Source organism: Sphingomonas folli (genome assembly GCF_019429525.1).
Lineage (GTDB): Bacteria > Pseudomonadota > Alphaproteobacteria > Sphingomonadales > Sphingomonadaceae > Sphingomonas > Sphingomonas folii.
Genome location: NZ_JAHXZL010000005.1, coordinates 173640 through 192876, shown reverse-complemented (window position 1 = coordinate 192876; position 19237 = coordinate 173640). Strand labels below are relative to the sequence as shown.

Below are 19237 nucleotides of genomic sequence, written 5' to 3'. Positions count from 1 at the left end.
CGCGAGCGACGGCGCGGTGAGGAGAGTGATCATGACGACGAGCGTGCGCGAGACGTGGCATAAGGAAATGCGCGTCCTTCTCGACCGGGTGGCGCACCACCCCTCCGCCGACCTCGCGCGCGAGCGCGACCGGATCGCGGTGCTGCAACGATTGATCCGCGCGGTCGAGCCGGGCTCACTCGGTTGATCGGGCGTTATCCGCGGTCGTCAGCGTGAACAGTGACGCATATCGGTGATTTCGGGGAAGAGAAACTGATAAGAACGTGCGGCTATTCAGTAGCTTGGCTTTTCCATCTCTTTCGGTTCTTTCTCTGATGCCGCAACGCATCTCCTAAACTGACTTATCATAGGTGCGCCAGCTACCGGGGGCGCGCCGTGCATTTCAAGACTTTGCTTCTGCTTACCTGCTTGCCGACCGCGATCGGCGCGCCGCAGCCCGTCGCGGCGCAGCAGGCACCCGCCGGCGACAGCGACGAGCCGACGCCGCATGCCGGCGAGACGTCGCCGCCGCGCCGCGACGTGGTCGTCACCGCGGTGGCGCGCGGGCGCGATCGGCTCGACACCGCGGTGTCGACCAGCCAGCTGCTCGCCAGCGACATCGACAGGATCGCGCCGCGCTCGGTCGCCGAGATCTTCCGCAACATCCCGGGCGTCCGCTCGGAGAGCTCGGGCGGCGAGGGCAACGCCAACCTCTCGATCCGCGGCCTGCCGATGGCGACCGGCGGCGGCAAGTACCTGCAACTGCAGGAGGACGGCCTGCCGCTGGTTGAATATGGCGACCTCGTCTTCGGCAATGCCGACATCTTCCTGCGCGCCGACCTCGGCATCGCCAGCGTCGCCTCGGTGCGCGGCGGCTCGGCCTCGACCTTCGCCTCCAACTCGCCCGGTGGGGTGATCAACCTGATCTCGAAGACCGGCGAAGAGGATGGCGGCGCGGTGCAGCTGCTCACCGGGCTCGACTATGGCGAGCACCGCCTCGACATGGATTATGGCGGTCGGCTCGACGGCGGTTGGCGCTTCCACGTCGGCGGCTTCGTCCGCCAGGGCGAGGGACCCCGCCGGATCGGCTATGACGGCAACCGCGGCGGCCAGATCAAGCTGAACCTCACCAAGGAGTTCGACGGCGGCTATGTCCGCGTCTACGGCAAGGCGCTCGACGACCGCGCGGTGAGCTACCTGCCCAATCCGGTGCGGGTCACCGGCACCGACGCCGATCCGCGCTATGAGAGCCTGCCGGGCTTCGACATCGGCCACGACGCGCTCTACTCGCGCTACGCGCTGCGCCACGTCACGCTCGACGGCGCCAACCGCCGCCGGGTCCACGACCTGCGCGACGGCATGCACCCGGTGGTCGACTCGATCGGGGTCGAGGCACAGGCGACGCTGGCCGGCTGGACCGTGACCGATCGCTTCCGCTTCACCAGCATCACCGGCCGCTTCATCGCCAACTTTCCCGCGACGATCGACGCCGCGAGCGACATCGCGACGGCGCTCGGCGGCGCCGGCGCGACGCTGCGCTACGCCAGCGGCGCGCAGCCCGGCCAGATCGTCGCGCGCCCGGGACAGCTCGGCGGGGGCAACGGCCTGCTCGCCGAGAACATCGTCTTCGACGCCAAGATCAACAGCTTCGGCAGTATCATCAACGATCTGCGCGCCAGCCGCGTCGATCCGATCGGGCGCGGCGAGCTGACCAGCACCATGGGCTTCTATCGCTCGCGCCAGGACGTTCACACCGACTGGCTGTGGACGTCCGATCTGCTGGAGGTGCGCGGCCGCGGTATCGCGGCGATGATCGACGTGTACGACGCGCGGGGCGTGCCGGTCACTCAGGACGGCGTCTATGGCTACAGCGCCAGCTTCTTCGGCGACTGCTGTCGTCGTAAGCACCGCGTCGACTATCACACCAACGCGCCGTTCGGCTCGCTCAACTACAAGCTGGGCCGGGTCTCGATCGGTGGCAGCCTGCGCTACGACTTCGGCGACGCCGCCGGGCTGATCTACGGCGCCGACCTGGGCGGCGGCCGCGCCAGGCTGGTCGCGCGCGACATGAACGGCGACGGCACGATCGCGGCGGCGGAGCGTCGGGTCGCGGCGCTGCCGCTCGGCAGCCCGGCGCCGGTCTTCTACGGCTGGCATTACCTGTCCTACTCGACCGGCATCAACTGGCGCGTCGCCGAGCCGTTCGCGATGTTCGCGCGCTACAGCCGCGGTGCGCGCACCAACTCGGACCGCCTGCTGTTCGGCCCCGGGCTCGACGTCGCCACCGGCGCGCTGACCAACCGCCGCGCCGCGATCGATCGGGTCGAGCAGGTCGAGGGCGGGCTGAAATATCGCCGAGACGGCGCACGGCTCGACCTCACCGGCTTCTGGGCGCGCACGGGCGAGCAGAACGCGCAGATCACGACGCCCGGATCGTTCATCGATCGCGTCTATCGCGCGCATGGCGTGGAGGCGGAGGGTGCGCTCACCGGCAAGCTCTTCAGCCTCACCGCCGGCGCGACCGTCACCGACGCCAAGATCGCGACCGACCAGATCAATCCCGCCACCGTCGGCCATATGCCGCGGCGCCAGGCGCGCTTCATCTTCCAGACCACGCCCGAGCTGACGCTCGGCCCGGTCGAGCTCGGTGCCAATGTCGTCGGCACCACGAGCAGCTTCGCGCAGGACGAGAACAAGCTGAAGCTGCCGGGCTTCACCACGGTCAACGCCTTCGCGACCTATCACCTCAGCGAGCGGCTGCAGCTCTCGCTCGACTGCAACAACGCGTTCGACGTGCTCGGCTTCACCGAGTCCGAGAACGCCACCATCCCCCCCGACCAGATCGTGCGCGCACGCTCGGTCAACGGCCGGACGACCTCGCTCGCGCTGCGCCTGCTGCTCTGAGCGCGGCGCCGCCCCCGGACGACCTCCACCTTCGATCACGGACACCCACTGACATGCGTATGAAGACCCTCCTGCTCGTGGCGGCGGCTCCCCTGTCGATCGTCGCGCCCGCGAGTGCGCGCGCCCAGGCCACGCCCGATGCCCCGTCCACGACCGCGGACACCAGCGCCCGCGAGGAGCGCGCCGAGCAGGAGGCGCCGCGCCGCGACGTGGTCGTCACCGCGGTGGCGCGCGGGCGCGACCGGCTCGACACCGCGGTGTCGACCAGCCAGCTGCTCGCCAGCGACATCGACAAGATCGCGCCGCGCTCGCTCGCCGAGGTGTTCCGCAACATCCCCGGCATCCGCTCGGAGAGCTCGAGCGGCGAGGGCGGCGCCAACCTCTCGATCCGCGGCCTGCCGATGGCGACGGGCGGGGGCAAGTATCTGCAGCTCCAGGAGGACGGCCTGCCCGTGCTGGAATATGGCGACATCGTCTACGGTAACGCCGACCTGTTCATGCGCGCCGACCTCAACTTGGCGACGATCGCCTCCGTGCGCGGTGGCTCGGCTTCCACCTTCGCCTCGAACGCGCCCGGCGGCGTGATCAACCTGATCTCCAAGACCGGCGAGACCGAGGGCGGCGCGGTGCAGCTGCTCGAAGGCGTCGACTACGGCGAGCACCGCCTCGACGTGGATTATGGCGGGCGGCTCGGGGACACGTGGCGCTACCATTTCGGCGGCTTCCTCCGCTACGGCCAGGGGCCGCGCAGGATCGGCTACGACGGCAACCGCGGCGGCCAGCTCAAGCTGAACCTCACCCGGGAGTTCGACGGCGGCCACGTGCGACTGTACGGCAAGGTGCTGGACGATCAGACCGTCGGCTACCGGCCTTACCCGGTGCGGGTGACCGGCACCGACGCCGACCCGCATTACGAGAGCCTCGCCGGTTTCGACATCGCGCATGACGCGCTCGCGTCACGTTACGCCCTGCGCGCGCTGACCCTCGACGGCGACAACCGCCCGAGCATCTTCGACGAGCGTCGCGGCCGCCGATCGGCGGTCTACTCGGTCGGCGCCGAGGCGCAGGTGACGCTCGCCGGCTTCACCGTGATCGATCGCTTCCGGTACAGCACCATCCGCGGCCGCGCCGGGGGCGACTTCCCGGCGGCGGTGGGCGCCGCGAACGACATCGCCGCCACCATCGCCGGGGCAGGCGCGACGATGCGCTACGCCAGCGGCCCCGGCGCGGGGCAACCGGTCACGCGCCCCGATCTCCTTGGGGAGGGGAACGGATTGCTTGCCAAGGCGGTGATCTTCAACGCCAAGCTCGACCGGCTGGGCAACATCGTCAACGATCTGCGGGGCAGCCGCGTCGATCCGATCGGCCCGGGCGAGTTGACCGCTACCCTCGGCCTCTACGACTCGCGACAGAGCATCGACACCGATTGGCTGTGGATATCGCGGGTGATGGAGGTGCGCGGCCACGGTGACGGTGCGCTGATCGACGTCTTCGACGCGAACGGCGTGGCGGAGACCCAGGACGGCGTCCATGGCTATAGCGGAAGCGCCTTCAAGGGGAACTGCTGTCGGCGGCGGCACCGGGTCGACTTCTACACCAACGCACCGTTCGGCTCGCTCAACTACAAGATCGGCCGGGTCTCGATCGGTGCCAGCGTGCGCTACGATCTCGGTCACGCCCAGGGGCTGATCTACAGTGCCGACCTGGGTGACGGTCGTGTCGGCCTCGTCGCACGCGACATGAACGGTGACGGCAGGATCTCGCGCGCCGAGCAGCGCGTGGCGGTGGTCCCGCTCGATCGCCCGGCGCCCGTCGATTACGACTGGGATTACGTCTCCTATTCGTCCGGCATCAACTTCCGCGTCGCCGAGCCGTTCGCGGTCTTCGCGCGCTACAGTCGCGGGGGGCGGACCAACGCGGACCGCCTGTGGTTCGGCCCGTCGCTGAACACTGTCACGGGGCGCCCGACCAATCCCACCGCCGCGGTCGACCGCGTCGAGCAGGCGGAGGCGGGGCTGAAATACCGCCGCGATAAGGCGCATCTCGATCTCACCGGTTTCTGGGCGCGCACGGGGGAGAAGAACGCCCAGATCACGGCGCCGGGTGAGTTCGTCGACCGCGTCTACCGCGCGCATGGCATCGAGGCCGAGGGCGGGCTCGACCTCGGCGTCTTCCGCCTCTCCGCCGGCGGCACCTACACCGATGCCAAGATCGTCGCCGATCAGATCACCCCCGCCTATGTCGGCCATGTCCCGCGTCGCCAGGCCCGCTTCATCTACCAGGCGACGCCGGAACTGGCGCTCGGCCCGATCGAGCTCGGCGCCAATGTCGTGGGGACGACCAGCAGCTTCGCGCAGGACGTCAATCAGCTGACGCTCCCCGGCTTCGCCACCGTCGGTGCCTTCGCCACCTGGCACCTCGGTGAACGGCTGCAATTCTCGGTCAATAGCAACAATCTGTTCGATACGATCGGGTTCACCGAGGCGGAGGACCCGTCCATCCCCGCCACCGGGATCGTGCGGGCGCGCTCGATCAACGGCCGAACGACCTCGCTCGCGCTGCGCCTGCTGCTCTGAGAACCGCGAGCCTTGTCCGCCCGTCGCGGCGCGGCGTGCTCGCCCCGATCGCGGCGTACCAGGCTGACTCCAACGGCGGCGCGGCGCGGCGGCTGGCGGCGCCACGGCCTCGGGATCGTCGAGGCGGATCGCCACCGCGACGCGCGTCGTTTCGTCGAGCGGCGACGCGCGGGCGTCGCGTGACGGGAGACGACGATGCCGCAGCTCAACGGGGTACTCGAGACCGCTTTATACGTCGACGACAAGCCGCGCTCGATCGCCTTCTTCCGCGACGTGATCGGCTTGGCGATCCTGCGCGACGAGGAGCGGCTCACCGCCTTCGACGCCGGGGGCGGGAGCGTGCTGCTGATCTTCGCGCGCGGCCGGTCGACCGCGGGCGAGGACACGCCGCAGGGCCATATCCCGGGCCACGACGGCGCCGGCCCGCTCCACATGGCGTTCAAGACCGCGGCGTCGGACTATGACGCCTGGCGCACGCACCTGCGGGAGCACGGCGTCCGCGAGCTGAGCGAGATCCACTGGCCCGCGGGCGGGCGCAGCGTCTACTTCAACGATCCCGACGGCCACGTGCTCGAGATCGCCACGCCGGGGCTGTGGCCGAACTATTGAGAGCGCTACCGTCCCGAGGAGGTCAGGCCGGCGCGGCGGCGGCCATGGGTTGCGCGCGTCGCCACGGCTGTCACAACGGCCGAGGAACAAGGGGAGGGAAGGATGATCCGCACCGCACGCCGGCTCGTCGCCGCGGCGCTGCTGCTCGCGGCGCCGGCGCAGGCGATCGACGCCGACCGGGTGGCGCGCGAGCGCTTCGGCAACGACGCACCCTGGTATCGTGACCGCATCCCTTTCTTCGAGTCCGCCGACGCGCGGCTCGACTCGGTCTATTACTATCGCTGGCAACTGTATCGCGCGCACCAGCGCGACCTCGGCGAGCGCGGCTATATCTCGACCGAGTTCCTCGACGACGTATCGTGGCAGCTCGAGCCCTGGGCCAGCCTGAACGATGCCACCGGCTTCCACCTCGGCGAGGGCCGCTGGCTGCGCGACCGGCGTTTCGCCGACGACTACATCGCGCACATGTACGCCGGCGGGAACGACCGCCATTTCACCGATTATATGGCGGACTCGGTGTGGGGCCGCTACCTCGTCGACGGCGATCGTGCGGCGGCTACCCGTCATCTCGCCGCGATGCGCGGGCTGTACGACGCCTGGGACGATCACCGCGATCCGGCCAAGCGGCTCTACTGGGTCGAGCCGCTGCTCGACGCGACCGAGTACACGATCTCGTCGATCGACGCCTCGGGCGGGAAGGACGGGTTCCGCGGCGGCGACTCGTTCCGCCCCTCCGTCAACAGCTATATGTTCGCCAACGCGCGCGCGCTGTCGCGACTGTACGCGCTGGCGGGCGACCGCGGCGCGAGCGCCGACTTCGCCGCGCGCGCCGCGACGATCAAGGCGCTGGTGCAGCGCGACCTGTGGAGCCGGGCGCTCGGCCATTTCATCGACCGCTACAAAGTGGAGAACCAGTATGTCCGCTACTGGGCGCCGATCCGCGGGCGCGAACTGGTCGGCTACGTCCCCTGGACCTTCGACCTCCCCGACGACGACGCACGCTTCGCCGCGGCGTGGCGCCACGTGCTATCGCGCGACGAACTCGGCGGGGCGGCGGGGCCGCGCACCGTCGAGCCGAGCTATCCCCATTACATGCGCCAGTACCGCTACGAGGGCAGCGCACCCGAGTGCCAGTGGAACGGGCCGAGCTGGCCGTTCCAGACGACGCAGCTGCTGCTCGGCATGGCCAATGTGCTCGATCATTACGACCAGCGAGACGTGTCGCGCTCCGCTTATCTGCGGCTGCTGCGGCAATATGCCGGGCTTCACTATCAGGGTGATCGGCTCGACCTGGAGGAGGATTATCATCCCGATACCGGCCGACCGATCGTCGGGCTCGCGCGCAGCCACCATTATTTCCACTCGGGCTTCGTCGACCTGGTGCTCGGCGGCCTCGTCGGCATCCGCCCGCAGGCGGACGATACGGTCGCGGTCAACCCGCTGCTACCCGCGGTGGGCGACCCGCAGGCGCTCGCCTGGTTCCGCGTCCAGGATGTGCCCTATCACGGCCACCGCCTCGACGTGACCTGGGACGCCGACGGACGCCACTATGGCGAGCGCGGGCTGACGGTCGAGCTCGACGGCCGGCGCCTGGCGCACCGCGCGACGCTCGGACGGCTGACCGTGGCGGTGCCGCGCGCCGCGCCGGCGCCGATCGCGCGGCCGATCGATCGCGCGGTGCAGCTGGTGCGCGGCCAGTTCCCCAACCCCTCGGCGTCGAGCGGCACCGCGGCGGAGAACCTCCACGACGCGGTCGACGGGCGCGTGTGGTTCTTCCCCGAGCTGCCCAACGGCTGGTCCTCGGACGGCGGCGGACCCCAGTGGTTCGCGGTCGATCTCGGGAAGCCGACCCGGCTCGAGCGCGCCGAGCTCGCCTTCTTCGCCGACGACGCGCGCTTCGCCGCGCCGCGAGGCTACAAGGTTCAGGCGTGGGACGGCGCGCGATGGCAGGACCTCGCGGCGCGCGGTGCTGCGCCGGTCGCGAACGGCATCACCCACGCGACGTGGCGCCCGATCATTGCCAGCCGCGTGCGCGTGCTGTTCGACGTGCCCCCGGCGCGCTCGATGCGGCTGGCGGAGATCAAGCTGTTCTGACGTGACGGTGTCCCTCCGCCCGCGGAACCACGACACCCAATAATCTGACAATTCTCTTTCCTTTATCGGATCGCCTGTGCCATCTCGCTGACAAGATGGGCGGAACGCCTCGCAGGGAGAGAGATATGAGCAAGCTGGCCACCATCCTCGCGGCGCTCGCCGGCGCGGCGACCTCGCCACTGGCGGCGGCGCAGGCTGGTCCCGCGGCGCCGGCGGGCAAGGTCTACACCAGCGACCTCGTCACGCGCTGGGGTCGGGCGGTCACCCCCGACAATGCCTGGCGCAGCTACCCGCGCCCGCAGATGAAGCGCAGCAAGTGGCTCAACCTGAACGGCCAGTGGGACTATGCGGTGCGCCCCAAGGCGGCACCGCAGCCGGCAGAGATGGACGGCAAGATCCTCGTCCCCTTCGCGATCGAGTCGCGCCTGTCGGGCGTGGCGCGCCCGGTCACCCCCGAGGACCGGCTGTGGTACAAGCGCCGATTCGCGGTGCCCGCCGACTGGCAGGGCCAGCGCGTGCTGCTCCACTTCGGCGCGGTCGACTATGAGGCGAGCATCATGGTCAACGGCAGCCTCGTCGGCGCGCATCGCGGCGGGTCGGACGCGTTCAGCCTCGACGTCACCGATTATCTGAAGCCCGGCGACAACGAGCTGGTGGTCCAGGTCACCGACCCGACCTCGACCGGCGCGCAGCCGCGCGGCAAGCAGGTGCTCAAGCCCAACAGCATCTGGTACACCCCCGTCACCGGTATCTGGCAGACGGTGTGGCTCGAGCCCGTCCCCGCGCTCCACGTCGAGGACATGAAGATCACCCCCGACATCGACCGCGGCACCTTGTCGGTCGACGTCGCGCTCAACCGCAGCGCCGCCGACGACGACGCGGTGCGGATCACCGCCTCGCAGAAGGGCCGCACCGTCGCGACCACGCTGGTGCGCGGCAACCGGCCCGCGACGCTGGCGATCCCCGACGCGCATCTGTGGTCGCCCGACGATCCCTACCTCTACGATCTCAAGGTCGAGCTGGTGAAGGTGCGCAGCCCGTACACCGGTCCGGACAACAGCCCGCATCGCCAGCGCGGCGACACGATCCTCACCGCGCAGGAGGCGGCGCTCTATCGCACCGCCGCGGTGCAGGGCGGCGCGCGCGACACGGTCGACGGCTATTTCGCGATGCGCAAGAGCTCGATCGGCGCGGGGAAGGTGCCGGGTCAGCCGGTGATGATGCTCAACAACAAGCCGCTCTTCCAGAACGGCACGCTCGATCAGGGCTGGTGGCCCGACGGGCTGCTCACCCCGCCGTCCGAGGAGGCGATCCGCTTCGAGATCGACTATCTCAAGTCGTCGGGCTTCAACATGCTGCGCAAGCATATCAAGGTCGAGCCTGCGCAATATTACTATGAGGCCGATCGCATGGGCATCCTGATCTGGCAGGACATGCCCTCGGGCGAGGAGGACGAGAGCCTCGACCAGTTCGTCCGTCCCTCGTCGCAGGGCGAGGCGCTGATGCCGCAGGAGACCACCAACGAGTTCGAGTACGAGCTCACGCGGATGATCAGCGACCTGCGCAACCATCCCTCGATCGTCACCTGGGTGGTCAACAACGAGGGCTGGGGGCAGTATGCCTCGACGCGGCTCGCCAAGATGGTCCACGAGCTCGATCCCAGCCGGCTGGTCAACAAGGTGTCGGGCTGGCTCGACACCGGCGACGCCGGCTCGGACCTCTACGACATCCACACTTACGAGGACGTGCCCAAGGCGCCGACCCACCAGACGCATCGCGCGATCGTGATCGGCGAGTTCGGCGGCATCGGCCTGCCGGTCACGGGGCATCTGTGGTTCCCCGCGCGCAACAACTGGGGTTATCAGACCGCCAAGGACAAGGCCGACTATCAGGCGCGCTACGAGCGCAAATATGGCGAGGTGATCCGCCAGGCGCGCGAGCTGGGCCTGAGCGCGGCGGTCTACACCCAGACCAGCGACGTCGAGGGGGAGATCAACGGCCTGCTCACCTACGACCGCGCCGAGAGCAAGTTGCCGCCCGCCACCTTCGCGCGAATCCACGCGCCGCTCCACGCCGTCGAGCCGGGGGAGGGGAAATAGGGTCGCTCGCTGGAGACGGCGTCACGCGCGAGCCGTGCGCCTGCGCCCGCTGGAGCCCGGGTCGACGGCGTGCGACGGTCTTGGCCCCGGCCTCCTGCGTGCGCAGGCGCACGACCGCTCAGTTCCTCCGTCCGCCGCCGCGCAGCAGCGCGGTCCAGCGGCGCCAGCCGGTCGGGCGGTGGAAGGTATCGAGCCCGCGATCGTCGAGGGCGCGGACCAGGTCGCGGGTGAGCGAGCGCAGCTGACGGTCGTTCACCACGAGGCTCACGCGCTCATAGTCCTGCCGGCGCACGTCCTCGGCCGAGCGCGCCAGCTGCAGCGTGACGACGAAGCCGTGACGCGTGCGGTCGCGCTTCCAGCCGACCAGGATCGCGGGCGCATCGGTCATCATCTCACCCCCCGGTGACGTCATCGCGTTCAGCCGGCGCCGTCGCGGGGCGATGCTGGGCGGGGCGTTACGCTAAAGCAAGATCATGGCTCGGCGGCGGTCGCCGCAGCCGCTCGTCTCGGCGTATCCCGAGCCCGGCCCTTCAGACATAGGTCGAAAGCGCGACGGTCCACGCGTGTCGCTAGCACCTGCTTAACCAGGTCGGCCGCTGATCGCTCCCGCACGCTCATGAGGGGTGAGAGGCAGGGGCACGACGATGGCGGTCGCACGGGGTAAGTTCGCGGGGAAGGCGGTGATCCACGCGGCACCGACGCGCGCGTCGTCGCGATCGTGTCCACCGTCGACAGAGGCGACGCGGCGGCGACGCTCGCCGCTGGCGCGAGCGCGCGTGTCGGGTGCGCGGTGCCCCGCGCGCGGACGATCACGTTGGGCACATAGGTGATGGGCGTCGAGCTGCGACATGATCACGGCCGGCGATTCGAGCTCGGCGTGCGGGGCTCGGTGCCGCGCGGCATCTCCGGCCACGCCTCGGCGTTCGGCGCCGGATCGGACGTGGCCGTGTCGCCGGCACGTGACCTGTGGATCGGCGCGGGCTATAAGGTCAGTGGCTATCGCGACCGCGACGTCGGTCAGGATCGCTGCACGCGGCGGGGGCCGTATGTGACGCGGCGGCTGACCTTCGGCCGCGACGGCGTCGGATCATTGTTGGGGCGGGCAGGATGACGATGTACGCGGCGCGCATGACGGAGGACGGGATGACCCAGGGGGCCGACCAGGTGCCGTCGCGCGGGGGCGAGGAGCAGCGCGCGGCGCCGCGCGAGCGCACGCTCTACGCGCTCGGCCGGCTGATGATCGCGGGGCGACAGCATGTCTGCACCGTGCGCAACCTCGGGCCGGGCGGCGCCGGGATCGAGCTCGACCCGCCGCCCGCGATCGGCACCGCGGTGACGATCGAGACGCGCGGGCTGATCGCGCGCGCCGCCGCGGTGCGCTGGGTGCGCGAGCCGATGGTGGGGCTCACCTTCGACGAGCCGCTCGGCGAGGAGACGCTGCGCGCGGTCGCCGAGACGCCGCGCAGCCCGCGTTTCAGCTATGACGGGCCGGTCGAGCTCGTCACCGACGCGCGGTTGACCGAGCACCGCGCGATCGACCTCGGGCTGGGCGGGGTCCGCGTCGCCGGGTCGCCGCCGGCCGACGCGGGCAGCGCGATCGAGGTGGTGATCGACGCCGAGCTGGTCGTGCGCGGCAAGCTCGCCTGGAGCCGCGACGGGGCGTTCGCGATCGAGTTCGCCGCGCCGCTCAGCGTGCGCCAGCTCGCCGGCGCGATCGCGCGGCTGGAGGCGACGCTCAGCCGCTGAGCAGCGTCCGGATCTGCGCGGCGAGCGACATCGGGTCGAACGGCTTCACGATCACGCCGCGCGCGCCGAGCTCGCGCAACCCCGCGACGTCACGCTCGCGGCCGCGCGCGGTCATGAAGATCACGGGCAGGTCGGGGATGCGGTCGTGCAGCGCCGCCAGCAGCGCGGGGCCGTCGATGTCGGGCATCGACACGTCGAGCAGCGCGGCGTCGGGCGGCGCCGCGGTGAGCATCTGCAACGCGTCCGCCGCGCTGGCGGCGACGCGCAGGGTAATGGTCGGGTCGAGCCCGAGCGCGAGCTCGACGATGGTGCGGATGTCGGCGTCGTCGTCGACGAACAGCAGCCGCAGCACCGCCATCAGGCGTCCGCCCCCGCGCGTTGCTCGGCGAGCAGCCGCCGCACCGTCGCCACCAGCTCGGGCAGGTCGTGTCGCCCCTTGGTGAGCACCGCGGCGGCGCGCGCGGCGAGCGCGGGCGGTACCGCCTGGCCCGAGTAGATCACCACCGGCACGGGCGCACCCTCGGCATCGACCAGGTCCGGCATCAGCTCGGGGCCGTGCCCGTCGACCACCTGCATGTCGAGCAGCGCGAGCCGCGGTGCTCGCTCGCGCAGGCGCGCGCGCGCCGCGGTGAGGCTGGCGGCCGGCACCACCCTGGCGACCTTCGCCAGCGCGGCGGCGACCGTGGCACGGACGTCCGGGTCGTCGTCGAGGTGGAGCATCAATGGCAGTGGCGCCTCGGACCGACGGGCTAAGGTGTCGGGCGCGCCGAGCAGCGGCAGCGAGAAGGCGAAGCGCGTCCCGCCGCCGACGCGATCCTCGAACCAGATCGCGCCCTCGTGGCGACGCACGATCTCTCGCGAGATCGCCAGCCCCAACCCCGAGGCCGGGGCGTGGGTGGCGGCGCGGCCGCTCTCGAAGCGCTCGAACAGCCGCGGCCGCACCGCCGCGGGGATGCCGCCGCCGCGATCGTCTACCGCGACGAGCGCACGGCCGCCCTCCACCAGCGCGGCCAGTGTCACCGTCGCGCCAACGGGCGAGGCGTGGATCGCGTTCGACACGAGGTTCGTGACCACCTGGAGCAGCCGCCCCGCGTCGCCCTCGACCGGCACGGGCATGTCCGCCGATGAGTCGGCGAGCGACACCTCGCGGCTGCGCGCCAGTCCGTCGCTGTCGAGCGCCGCGCGCGCCACCACCTCGCGCAGGTCGATCGCCTCGCGCGCCATCGCGAGCTGACCGGACTCGATCCGATCGACGTCGAGCAGGTCGTTGATCAGGCGGATCAGCCGCCGTGCGTTATTGTCGGCGATGTCGACCAGCCGCGCCATCTGCGGCGGCAGGTCCGCCGCCGCACCGCCGCGCAGCAGCGCGAGCGACCCCACCACGGAGGTGAGCGGCGTACGCAGCTCGTGGCCGATCGTGGAGATCAGATCGTCCTTGGCGCGCTCGATGCGGGCGCGCTCGGAGGCGTCGCGGAGCGATAGCACGAGATGGTCGCCGCTCGGCACGCGCATCACGCCGATCGCGACGTCGACGTGCCGCTCGCTGGCGTCGCGGTGGCGGGCGACTCGGTCGGTCAGCAGCGCGCGCTCGAGCCGACCGTCGCGCAGCCCGATCCGCTCGTGGAAGGCGCCGCTGCCCTCGGCGATCCGCAGCACGGTGGCGACGTCGCGCCGCTCGAGTTCCTCGGGGGCATAGCCGAGCAGCGCACTCGCGGCGGCGTTGATCATCTCGATCGTGCCGCTGGGATTGAGGATCAGCAGCGCGTCGCTGGTGCCGCGCAGGATCGCGGCGTTGCGTTCGCTATTCTCATAGGCGTCGAGCGCGGCGTCATAGGCGTCGCGGCGGGAGCGCCACAGCGAGCGCAGCGTCACCGCCAGCGCGAGCGTGAGCACCGCACCGGTGGCGAGGAGCAGCAGCCGCAGCTGGCGCCGCTGCCGCTCGAAGGCGGCACGGCGCTGCGCGGTCAGCGCGCGCTCGCCGGTGCCTGCGCGCGCGAGGGCGAGGCGCAGCCGATCCATCACGCGGCGTCCTTCGCCGTCGGCCACCGTCGCGCGCGCGGCCTCATGCTGCCCGGCGCGGAACAGCGCGAGCGTGCGGTCGAGCTCGGCGAACTTGGCGTCGATGAGCGCGGCCACCTCGGGGGAGGCGACCCCCTCCACGCCGCGTAGCCGGGTCGCGGCGCGGCGCGCGGGTGCATAGGGGCCGAGGAAGGCAGCGTTGCCGGTGAGCAGATAGCCGCGCTGCGCGGTCTCGGCGTCCTTCACCGCGGAGAGCAGCATCACCTGCGCGCGCTCGCGGTCGAACGATCGGGACGCCGCCGCCTGCAACCGTAGCGAGCGCGCATATTCGCTGTCGGTCCACACCACCAGCGCCGCGATCAGCAGCGGGACGAGCGCGGCGACCAGGAGGAAGCGCCGGGGCGAGGGCGGCCGCGGGCGCACCGCCGCGCTCATCCCGGTGCGGCGCCGAGCAGCGGCTGTACCGCGAGCATCGCCTGCGCGCGGTTGGTGACTCCCAGCTTGCGGAAGATCACGGTCATATGCGCCTTGATCGTCGCCTCGGTGACGTCGAGGTCGCGCGCCAGCTGCTTGTTCGAGCGGCCGTCGGCGAGCGCGAGCAGCACGCCGCGCTGCGCCGGCGAGAGCGTCTCGATCCGCGCGCGCAGGTCGCCCAGCTGAGGCGCCGCGCCGCTGATCGGGGGAAAAGCGGTGTGTCCGGTGTCGACGCGGCGCAGCCGCTCGGCCAGCGTGTCGAGCGCCAGGCTCTTGAACAGATAGCCCGCCGCGCCGAGCGCGCGCGCCGCCTCGATCAGCGAGGGCTCCTCGCTCGCGGTGACGATCACCACCGGCGTGCGCGGCGCGTGCATCTGGAGGGTCAGCAGGCCGGAAAAACCGTTCGCGTCGGGCAGGTGGAAGTCGAGCAGGATCATGCGCAGCGGCCCGCGCGCCGCGACGTCGCGCGCCTCGCGCACCGTGCCCACCGCCGTGACCGCCACCCCCGGCAGCGCCGCCCGCGCGGCGAGCGACAGCCCCTCGCGCGTGAGAGGGTGATCGTCAGCGACGAGGGCGCGTCCCCCTAATCTCGGCTCCTGTTCCGCCATCATACCGATTTACTTATCTTTTTTGCGGTACAAAGGTTTCCCGCCGAGACGGGGCTGTCGAGCGGTTTTTGGACCGTAATGGCGGGAACTTTAATGCAGGTCATGAAGACTCACTGTCTATTGCTCGTGGGAACCGGCTCGGACCCACCCGCGGTGCCCGGTTGGCAGGTGGGCGTGCGCTGCCCCGCGTCGTTGCCCGCGCTCGACGAGATCGATGTCGCGCTGGTGGCGGTGGGCGGCGGCACGGTCTCACCGAGTGCGCTGCGTGCGCGGCCCGGGGCGTCATGCCTCCCGATCATCGCGCTCGCGCCCGTCGACTGGATCGAGCGCGAGGACTGGCGCGCGCTCGGCTATGACGGTGCGGTCGCGGCAGACGCGTCGCCCGCGGCCATGGCAGACGCGCTGGCGGACTGGCACCGCGCCGGCACGCTGGCGACTCTCGATCGGCTCGAGTCGAGTTTCGGCGCCGCCGAGATCGAGTCGCTGCTCGGACGCTTCGGCGTGATGCTGGCGGCGGTGCGCGCCGAGCGCGACCCGACCGCGCTGGCGGGAATGGCGCATCGCGTCGCCGGCATCGCGGGCACGCTCGGCTTCGCCGCGCTGGGCCGGCTGTGGCTGCGCTTCTCCGAGGGCGAGAGCGGGCTCGCGGGAAGCGCGCGCCGCGCCGCGGCCTATGCGATCACCACGATCGCGCGACGTGGCTGAGCCGGCGGCTCAGTCCGCCAGCGGCGCGACGTCGACGCTCACCTCCATCGCCTGTGCGCCCGATCCGAGCACCACGCCATCGACCGGCGCGATCTCGGCATAGTCGCGCCCGATCGCCACGACGACATGGTCGCTCGCCATCCATATGCCGTTGGTCGGGTCGAGCCCGACCCAGCCGCGCGCAGGACCGCACCACAGCAGGACCCAGGCATGCGTCGCGTCGGCGCCGACCAGCCGCTCCTGCCCCGGCGGGGGCAAGGTGCGGATATAGCCCGAGGCGTAGGCGGCGGGCAGACCGGCGGCGCGCAGCCCCGTGATCATCACCTGCGCGAAGTCCTGGCACACGCCGCGGCGCTGGCGGAACGCCTCGTGCGGCGGCGTGTCGACCAATGTGGCGGCGGGATCGAAGACGAAGTCGCGCTGGATCCGCCGCGCCAGCGCGATCCCCGCCTCCAGCGCGTTGCGCTCGGGGGCGAGATCGGCGCGGCAATAATCGGCGATCGCGGGATCGAGCGGGATCAGCGGCGAGGGGAAGAGATAGGCCGCCGGTCCCGCGGCGGAGAGGTCGCCCGACGCGCGCGCCAGCGCCGCCACCTCGGCGAGGGTTGGGTCGCCGGACTGGGGCACGGGCACGTCGCGCTCGATCGTGACGCGCGCGCGGCTCTCGATCGTCAGCGAGCGCACCGGCTCCTCGATCACCAGCCGCGCGACATGCGCCAGTCCCGCCTCGGCGCGCGCGGGCTGGACGCGGCCGGTGGGCGCGACCGTCAGCGCGTAGGACTCGACCCGCTGCCCCGGCCAGTCGATCGGGCGCAGGCGCAGGTTGCAGCGCGCGAACTTGACCGCGTTGCCGTACTCGAAGCGCGTCACGTGGACGATGTCGTAGCGCATGGCGTGCCCCGGGTCGGTAGCGAGCGACGGCGACGCGAGCACCTCGCTCATGCCAGCGTCAACCCGCCCGCGCGCAGCGGCTCGGCGCCCTGCAGGAAATAGCGCCGCGCCACCGCGTCGGACAGCCGCCCGAGTCGTCGCTCGACCGCCAGCAGCAGCTCGCCGGTGAGCGTCGCCGCCTGTTCGGGCGCGACCATCGCGTAGAGCTCGGTCGCCTCGATCTGCTGCGCCTCGGCCATGCCGTCGTCCTCCAGCACGGGAAGCCGCGCGAGATGGTCGCGGATCGCCTCCACCTGGAAGGCGAGCGCGCGCGGGTTGCCAGGGTCGAGCACCACCAGGTCGAGCACGGGCACGCGCGCGATCCCGGTGAGGTAACGCTGGCGATAGCTGATCTGGCTGTCGCCGAGGTCGAGCAGTGTCGAGAGGTCGTCCAGCCCCGCGCCGACGGTGCCGAACACGCGCGCGGCGCGCGCGATCGCCTGGGCGCGCTCGATGCGGCGGCCGAGGTCGTGGAAGCGCCACGCCGCGGTGCGCCCCATATGCTCGGCCGATAGGCCGGCGATCGCGGCATAGCGGCGCTGGAGCGAGCCGGCGCGGTCGAGCAGCCCACGGTGCGTGGGGAAAGGGGCGTCGAGCAGCCGTATCATGTCGGCGGAGAGCCGGTCGCGCGAGCCTCCCGCGATCCGCTGCGCGTGCGCGTTGATCGCGGCGACCGACTGCCAGCCGTCGGCGCGCGCCTCCATCGCGGTGCGCGCGAACTGGGTGAGGTCGGCGCGGCGCAGCGAGGGCGGAGCGGGCGCCGCGCCGGCGCCGACCAGCTCGTCGACCAGTTTGGCGACCGTCGCGGTGCCGAGCGCGGCGCCCGCGTCGGCGTCGATCGAGTTGCCCAGCATCACGCGGATCACCGCGAGCATCGCCTCGCCGCGCTCGAGATAGCGGCCGAGCCAGAAGAAATTGTCGGCGACCCGACTCGGCAGCGTGCCGGGATTGCGGCGGACGTGGAGCGTGTCGACCGCGGGCAGCAGCGACACCGGCGCGACCGGCTCGCGGCCGTGGACGCAGACGTCGGCGGACCAGCTGCCCTCGCCCATCACCGCGGCGCGCGAGTCCGGGTGCGCGCCGATCCGCGCGAAGCCGCCGGGCATCACCTGCCAGCGCCCGTCGCGGTCGCGCGCGGCGAAGACGCGGAGCGTGAAGGGGCGCGGCTCCATCCGGTCGGCGATCACCACGGGCATGGTCGAGAGGCGGACGATCTCCTGCCCGACATAGTCCTGCGGGCGCGCTACCATCGCCTCCAGCAGCGCGGCACGCTGCGCCTCGGAGAGGTCCGCGCCCGCCACCGGCGCCTCGCCCGGCAGGCCGAGCGTGCGCGCACCGAACGCGGAGGAGAGCAGCAGCGACGACAGCTCGGCGGCGACATGCTGCGCCTCGCGCGGTTGGCCGCACCACCAGGTCGCGATGTTGGGCAGGATCAGGTCCGCCCCGGTCAGCCGCGTGGCGAGCTGGGGCAGGAAGGCGCCGAAGGCGGCGCTCTCCAGCACGCCGGCGCCCGGGGCGTTGGCGAGCACCACGTTGCCCGCCGCCCAGGCGTCGATCAGCCCGGGCACGCCGATGCGCGAGTGCGAGTCGAACGCGAGCGGGTCGAGCAGCCGCGGGTCGAGCCGCCGCCACAAGGCGTCGACCCGCTTCAGCCCGCCGATGGTGCGGACGTAGAGCCGGTCCTCCAGTGCGGCGAGGTCGTCGCCCTCGACCAGCAGCAGCCCGAGGTAGCGCGCCAGATGCGCCTGTTCGGGGTAGCTGGGATTGTAGCGACCCGGCGTGAGCAGCCCGATGCGCGGGTCGCTGCGGCGGCAGGCGGCGGCGAGCCCGTCGCGGAAGGCGGCGAAGAAGGGCGCGTGGCGCCGCACGTTGAGCCGGCCCTGCAACCCGCCGAGGGTGCGGCTCACCGCCAGCCGGTTCTCCAGCGCATAGCCCGCGCCGGTGGGGCTGCGCAGCTGGTCGGCGAGGACGCGCCACTCGCCCGACGGCCCGCGCCCGAGATCGACCGCGACGAAGCGCAGGTGATAGCCACCCGGCGGCTGAAGGCCGACGAGCGGGCGGAGGAAATAGGGGCTGCCGGTGACGAGCGTGGCAGGCAGATGGCCGCGCTCGACCAGCTGCGCCGCGCCGTACAGGTCCTGGAGGATCGCCTCGAGCAGGTCGGCGCGCTGCGCGACGCCGCGCTCGATCCGCGACCATTCGTCGGCGTCGAGCAGCAGTGGGATCGGACTGACCGGCCAGGGGCGCTCGCTGTCCTCGCCGATGATGCGGAAGCCAGTGCCGATGTCGGCGGCGTGGCGCTGCACCCGCTCGCGCGCGTGGCCGAGGTCGTCGCCGGCGACCGCGGCGAGTTCCTCCAGCATCGCGAGCGACGCGCGGTGCGCGCCCGCGCGCATCGCGTCGTCGGCGCGCCCGGCGTAATCGTCGAGCCAGCGGCGCGCGTTCGTGCCGGCATCGAACAGGGCAGGCTGGGTCGCCACTCGGTCCTCCGTGC

The 19237-nt window shown here is 71.6% G+C and carries 15 protein-coding genes; 9 read left to right on the top strand and 6 right to left on the bottom strand.

From position 1 onward, the window contains the following. Positions 1 to 31: 31 nt before the first annotated feature. The 6 genes from KZ813_RS09590 to KZ813_RS09565 all read left to right on the top strand — a co-directional run bounded on the left by KZ813_RS09590 (position 32) and on the right by KZ813_RS09565 (position 10261). Positions 32 to 187 (top strand): hypothetical protein, encoded by a 156-nt coding sequence (locus KZ813_RS09590; RefSeq protein WP_219754757.1) that lies wholly within the window; start codon positions 32 to 34, stop codon positions 185 to 187. Positions 188 to 408: 221 nt separating this feature from the next. After that, on the top strand, positions 409 to 2883 hold the full coding sequence (locus KZ813_RS09585) for a TonB-dependent receptor domain-containing protein (protein ID WP_258046614.1): 2475 nt from the start codon (positions 409 to 411) through the stop codon (positions 2881 to 2883). 53 nt (positions 2884 to 2936) lie between these two features. Next, positions 2937 to 5459 (top strand): TonB-dependent receptor, encoded by a 2523-nt coding sequence (locus tag KZ813_RS09580; RefSeq protein WP_219754755.1) that lies wholly within the window; start codon positions 2937 to 2939, stop codon positions 5457 to 5459. Positions 5460 to 5654: 195 nt separating this feature from the next. Then, complete coding sequence (locus tag KZ813_RS09575) at positions 5655 to 6068, top strand: VOC family protein (protein ID WP_219754754.1); 414 nt, start codon at positions 5655 to 5657, stop codon at positions 6066 to 6068. Positions 6069 to 6170: 102 nt separating this feature from the next. Then, positions 6171 to 8162: an MGH1-like glycoside hydrolase domain-containing protein gene (locus tag KZ813_RS09570; protein WP_219754753.1), complete on the top strand. Its 1992-nt coding sequence runs from the start codon at positions 6171 to 6173 to the stop codon at positions 8160 to 8162. Between the two features lie 125 nt (positions 8163 to 8287). Then, positions 8288 to 10261, top strand: a complete 1974-nt coding sequence (locus KZ813_RS09565; protein ID WP_219754752.1) for a glycoside hydrolase family 2 protein — start codon at positions 8288 to 8290, stop codon at positions 10259 to 10261. Between the two features lie 118 nt (positions 10262 to 10379). On the opposite strand, the gene KZ813_RS09560 is transcribed toward KZ813_RS09565, so the two are convergent. After that, entirely contained in the window at positions 10380 to 10649 is a 270-nt protein-coding gene (locus KZ813_RS09560; RefSeq protein WP_219754751.1) for a hypothetical protein, read from the bottom strand. Between the two features lie 441 nt (positions 10650 to 11090). Here KZ813_RS09560 and KZ813_RS09555 point away from each other — a divergent pair, with 441 nt between their 5' ends. Further along, positions 11091 to 11372: a hypothetical protein gene (locus KZ813_RS09555; protein WP_219754750.1), complete on the top strand. Its 282-nt coding sequence runs from the start codon at positions 11091 to 11093 to the stop codon at positions 11370 to 11372. Continuing rightward, positions 11369 to 12007, top strand: a complete 639-nt coding sequence (locus KZ813_RS09550) for a PilZ domain-containing protein (protein WP_219754749.1) — start codon at positions 11369 to 11371, stop codon at positions 12005 to 12007. The genes KZ813_RS09555 and KZ813_RS09550 overlap by 4 nt, the downstream gene beginning before the upstream one ends. On the opposite strand, the gene KZ813_RS09545 is transcribed toward KZ813_RS09550, so the two are convergent. The 3 genes from KZ813_RS09545 to KZ813_RS09535 are packed head-to-tail and all read right to left on the bottom strand — an operon-like array spanning position 11997 to position 15108. Further along, positions 11997 to 12365, bottom strand: a complete 369-nt coding sequence (locus KZ813_RS09545; RefSeq protein WP_258046613.1) for a response regulator — start codon at positions 12363 to 12365, stop codon at positions 11997 to 11999. The genes KZ813_RS09550 and KZ813_RS09545 overlap by 11 nt on opposite strands. After that, the gene (locus KZ813_RS09540; RefSeq protein WP_219754748.1) at positions 12365 to 14449 is read right to left on the bottom strand and encodes an ATP-binding protein; all 2085 of its coding nucleotides are present in this window, start codon (positions 14447 to 14449) and stop codon (positions 12365 to 12367) included. Before KZ813_RS09540 ends, KZ813_RS09545 begins: the two co-directional genes overlap by 1 nt. 8 nt (positions 14450 to 14457) lie before the next feature. After that, positions 14458 to 15108, bottom strand: a complete 651-nt coding sequence (locus KZ813_RS09535; RefSeq protein ID WP_219754747.1) for a response regulator transcription factor — start codon at positions 15106 to 15108, stop codon at positions 14458 to 14460. A gap of 102 nt (positions 15109 to 15210) precedes the next feature. Between KZ813_RS09535 and KZ813_RS09530 the strand changes: the two genes are divergently transcribed. Then, complete coding sequence (locus tag KZ813_RS09530; RefSeq protein WP_219754746.1) at positions 15211 to 15813, top strand: hypothetical protein; 603 nt, start codon at positions 15211 to 15213, stop codon at positions 15811 to 15813. A gap of 9 nt (positions 15814 to 15822) precedes the next feature. Here the strand turns inward: KZ813_RS09530 and KZ813_RS09525 are convergent, their stop codons facing one another. Together KZ813_RS09525 and KZ813_RS09520 are read right to left on the bottom strand one after the other, a co-directional pair. Further along, positions 15823 to 16704 carry a transglutaminase family protein gene (locus KZ813_RS09525; RefSeq protein WP_219754866.1) on the bottom strand — a complete coding sequence of 294 codons (882 nt, stop codon included), beginning with the start codon at positions 16702 to 16704 and terminating at the stop codon, positions 15823 to 15825. Between the two features lie 47 nt (positions 16705 to 16751). After that, complete coding sequence (locus tag KZ813_RS09520) at positions 16752 to 19223, bottom strand: circularly permuted type 2 ATP-grasp protein (RefSeq protein ID WP_308461846.1); 2472 nt, start codon at positions 19221 to 19223, stop codon at positions 16752 to 16754. Positions 19224 to 19237 lie beyond the last annotated feature (14 nt).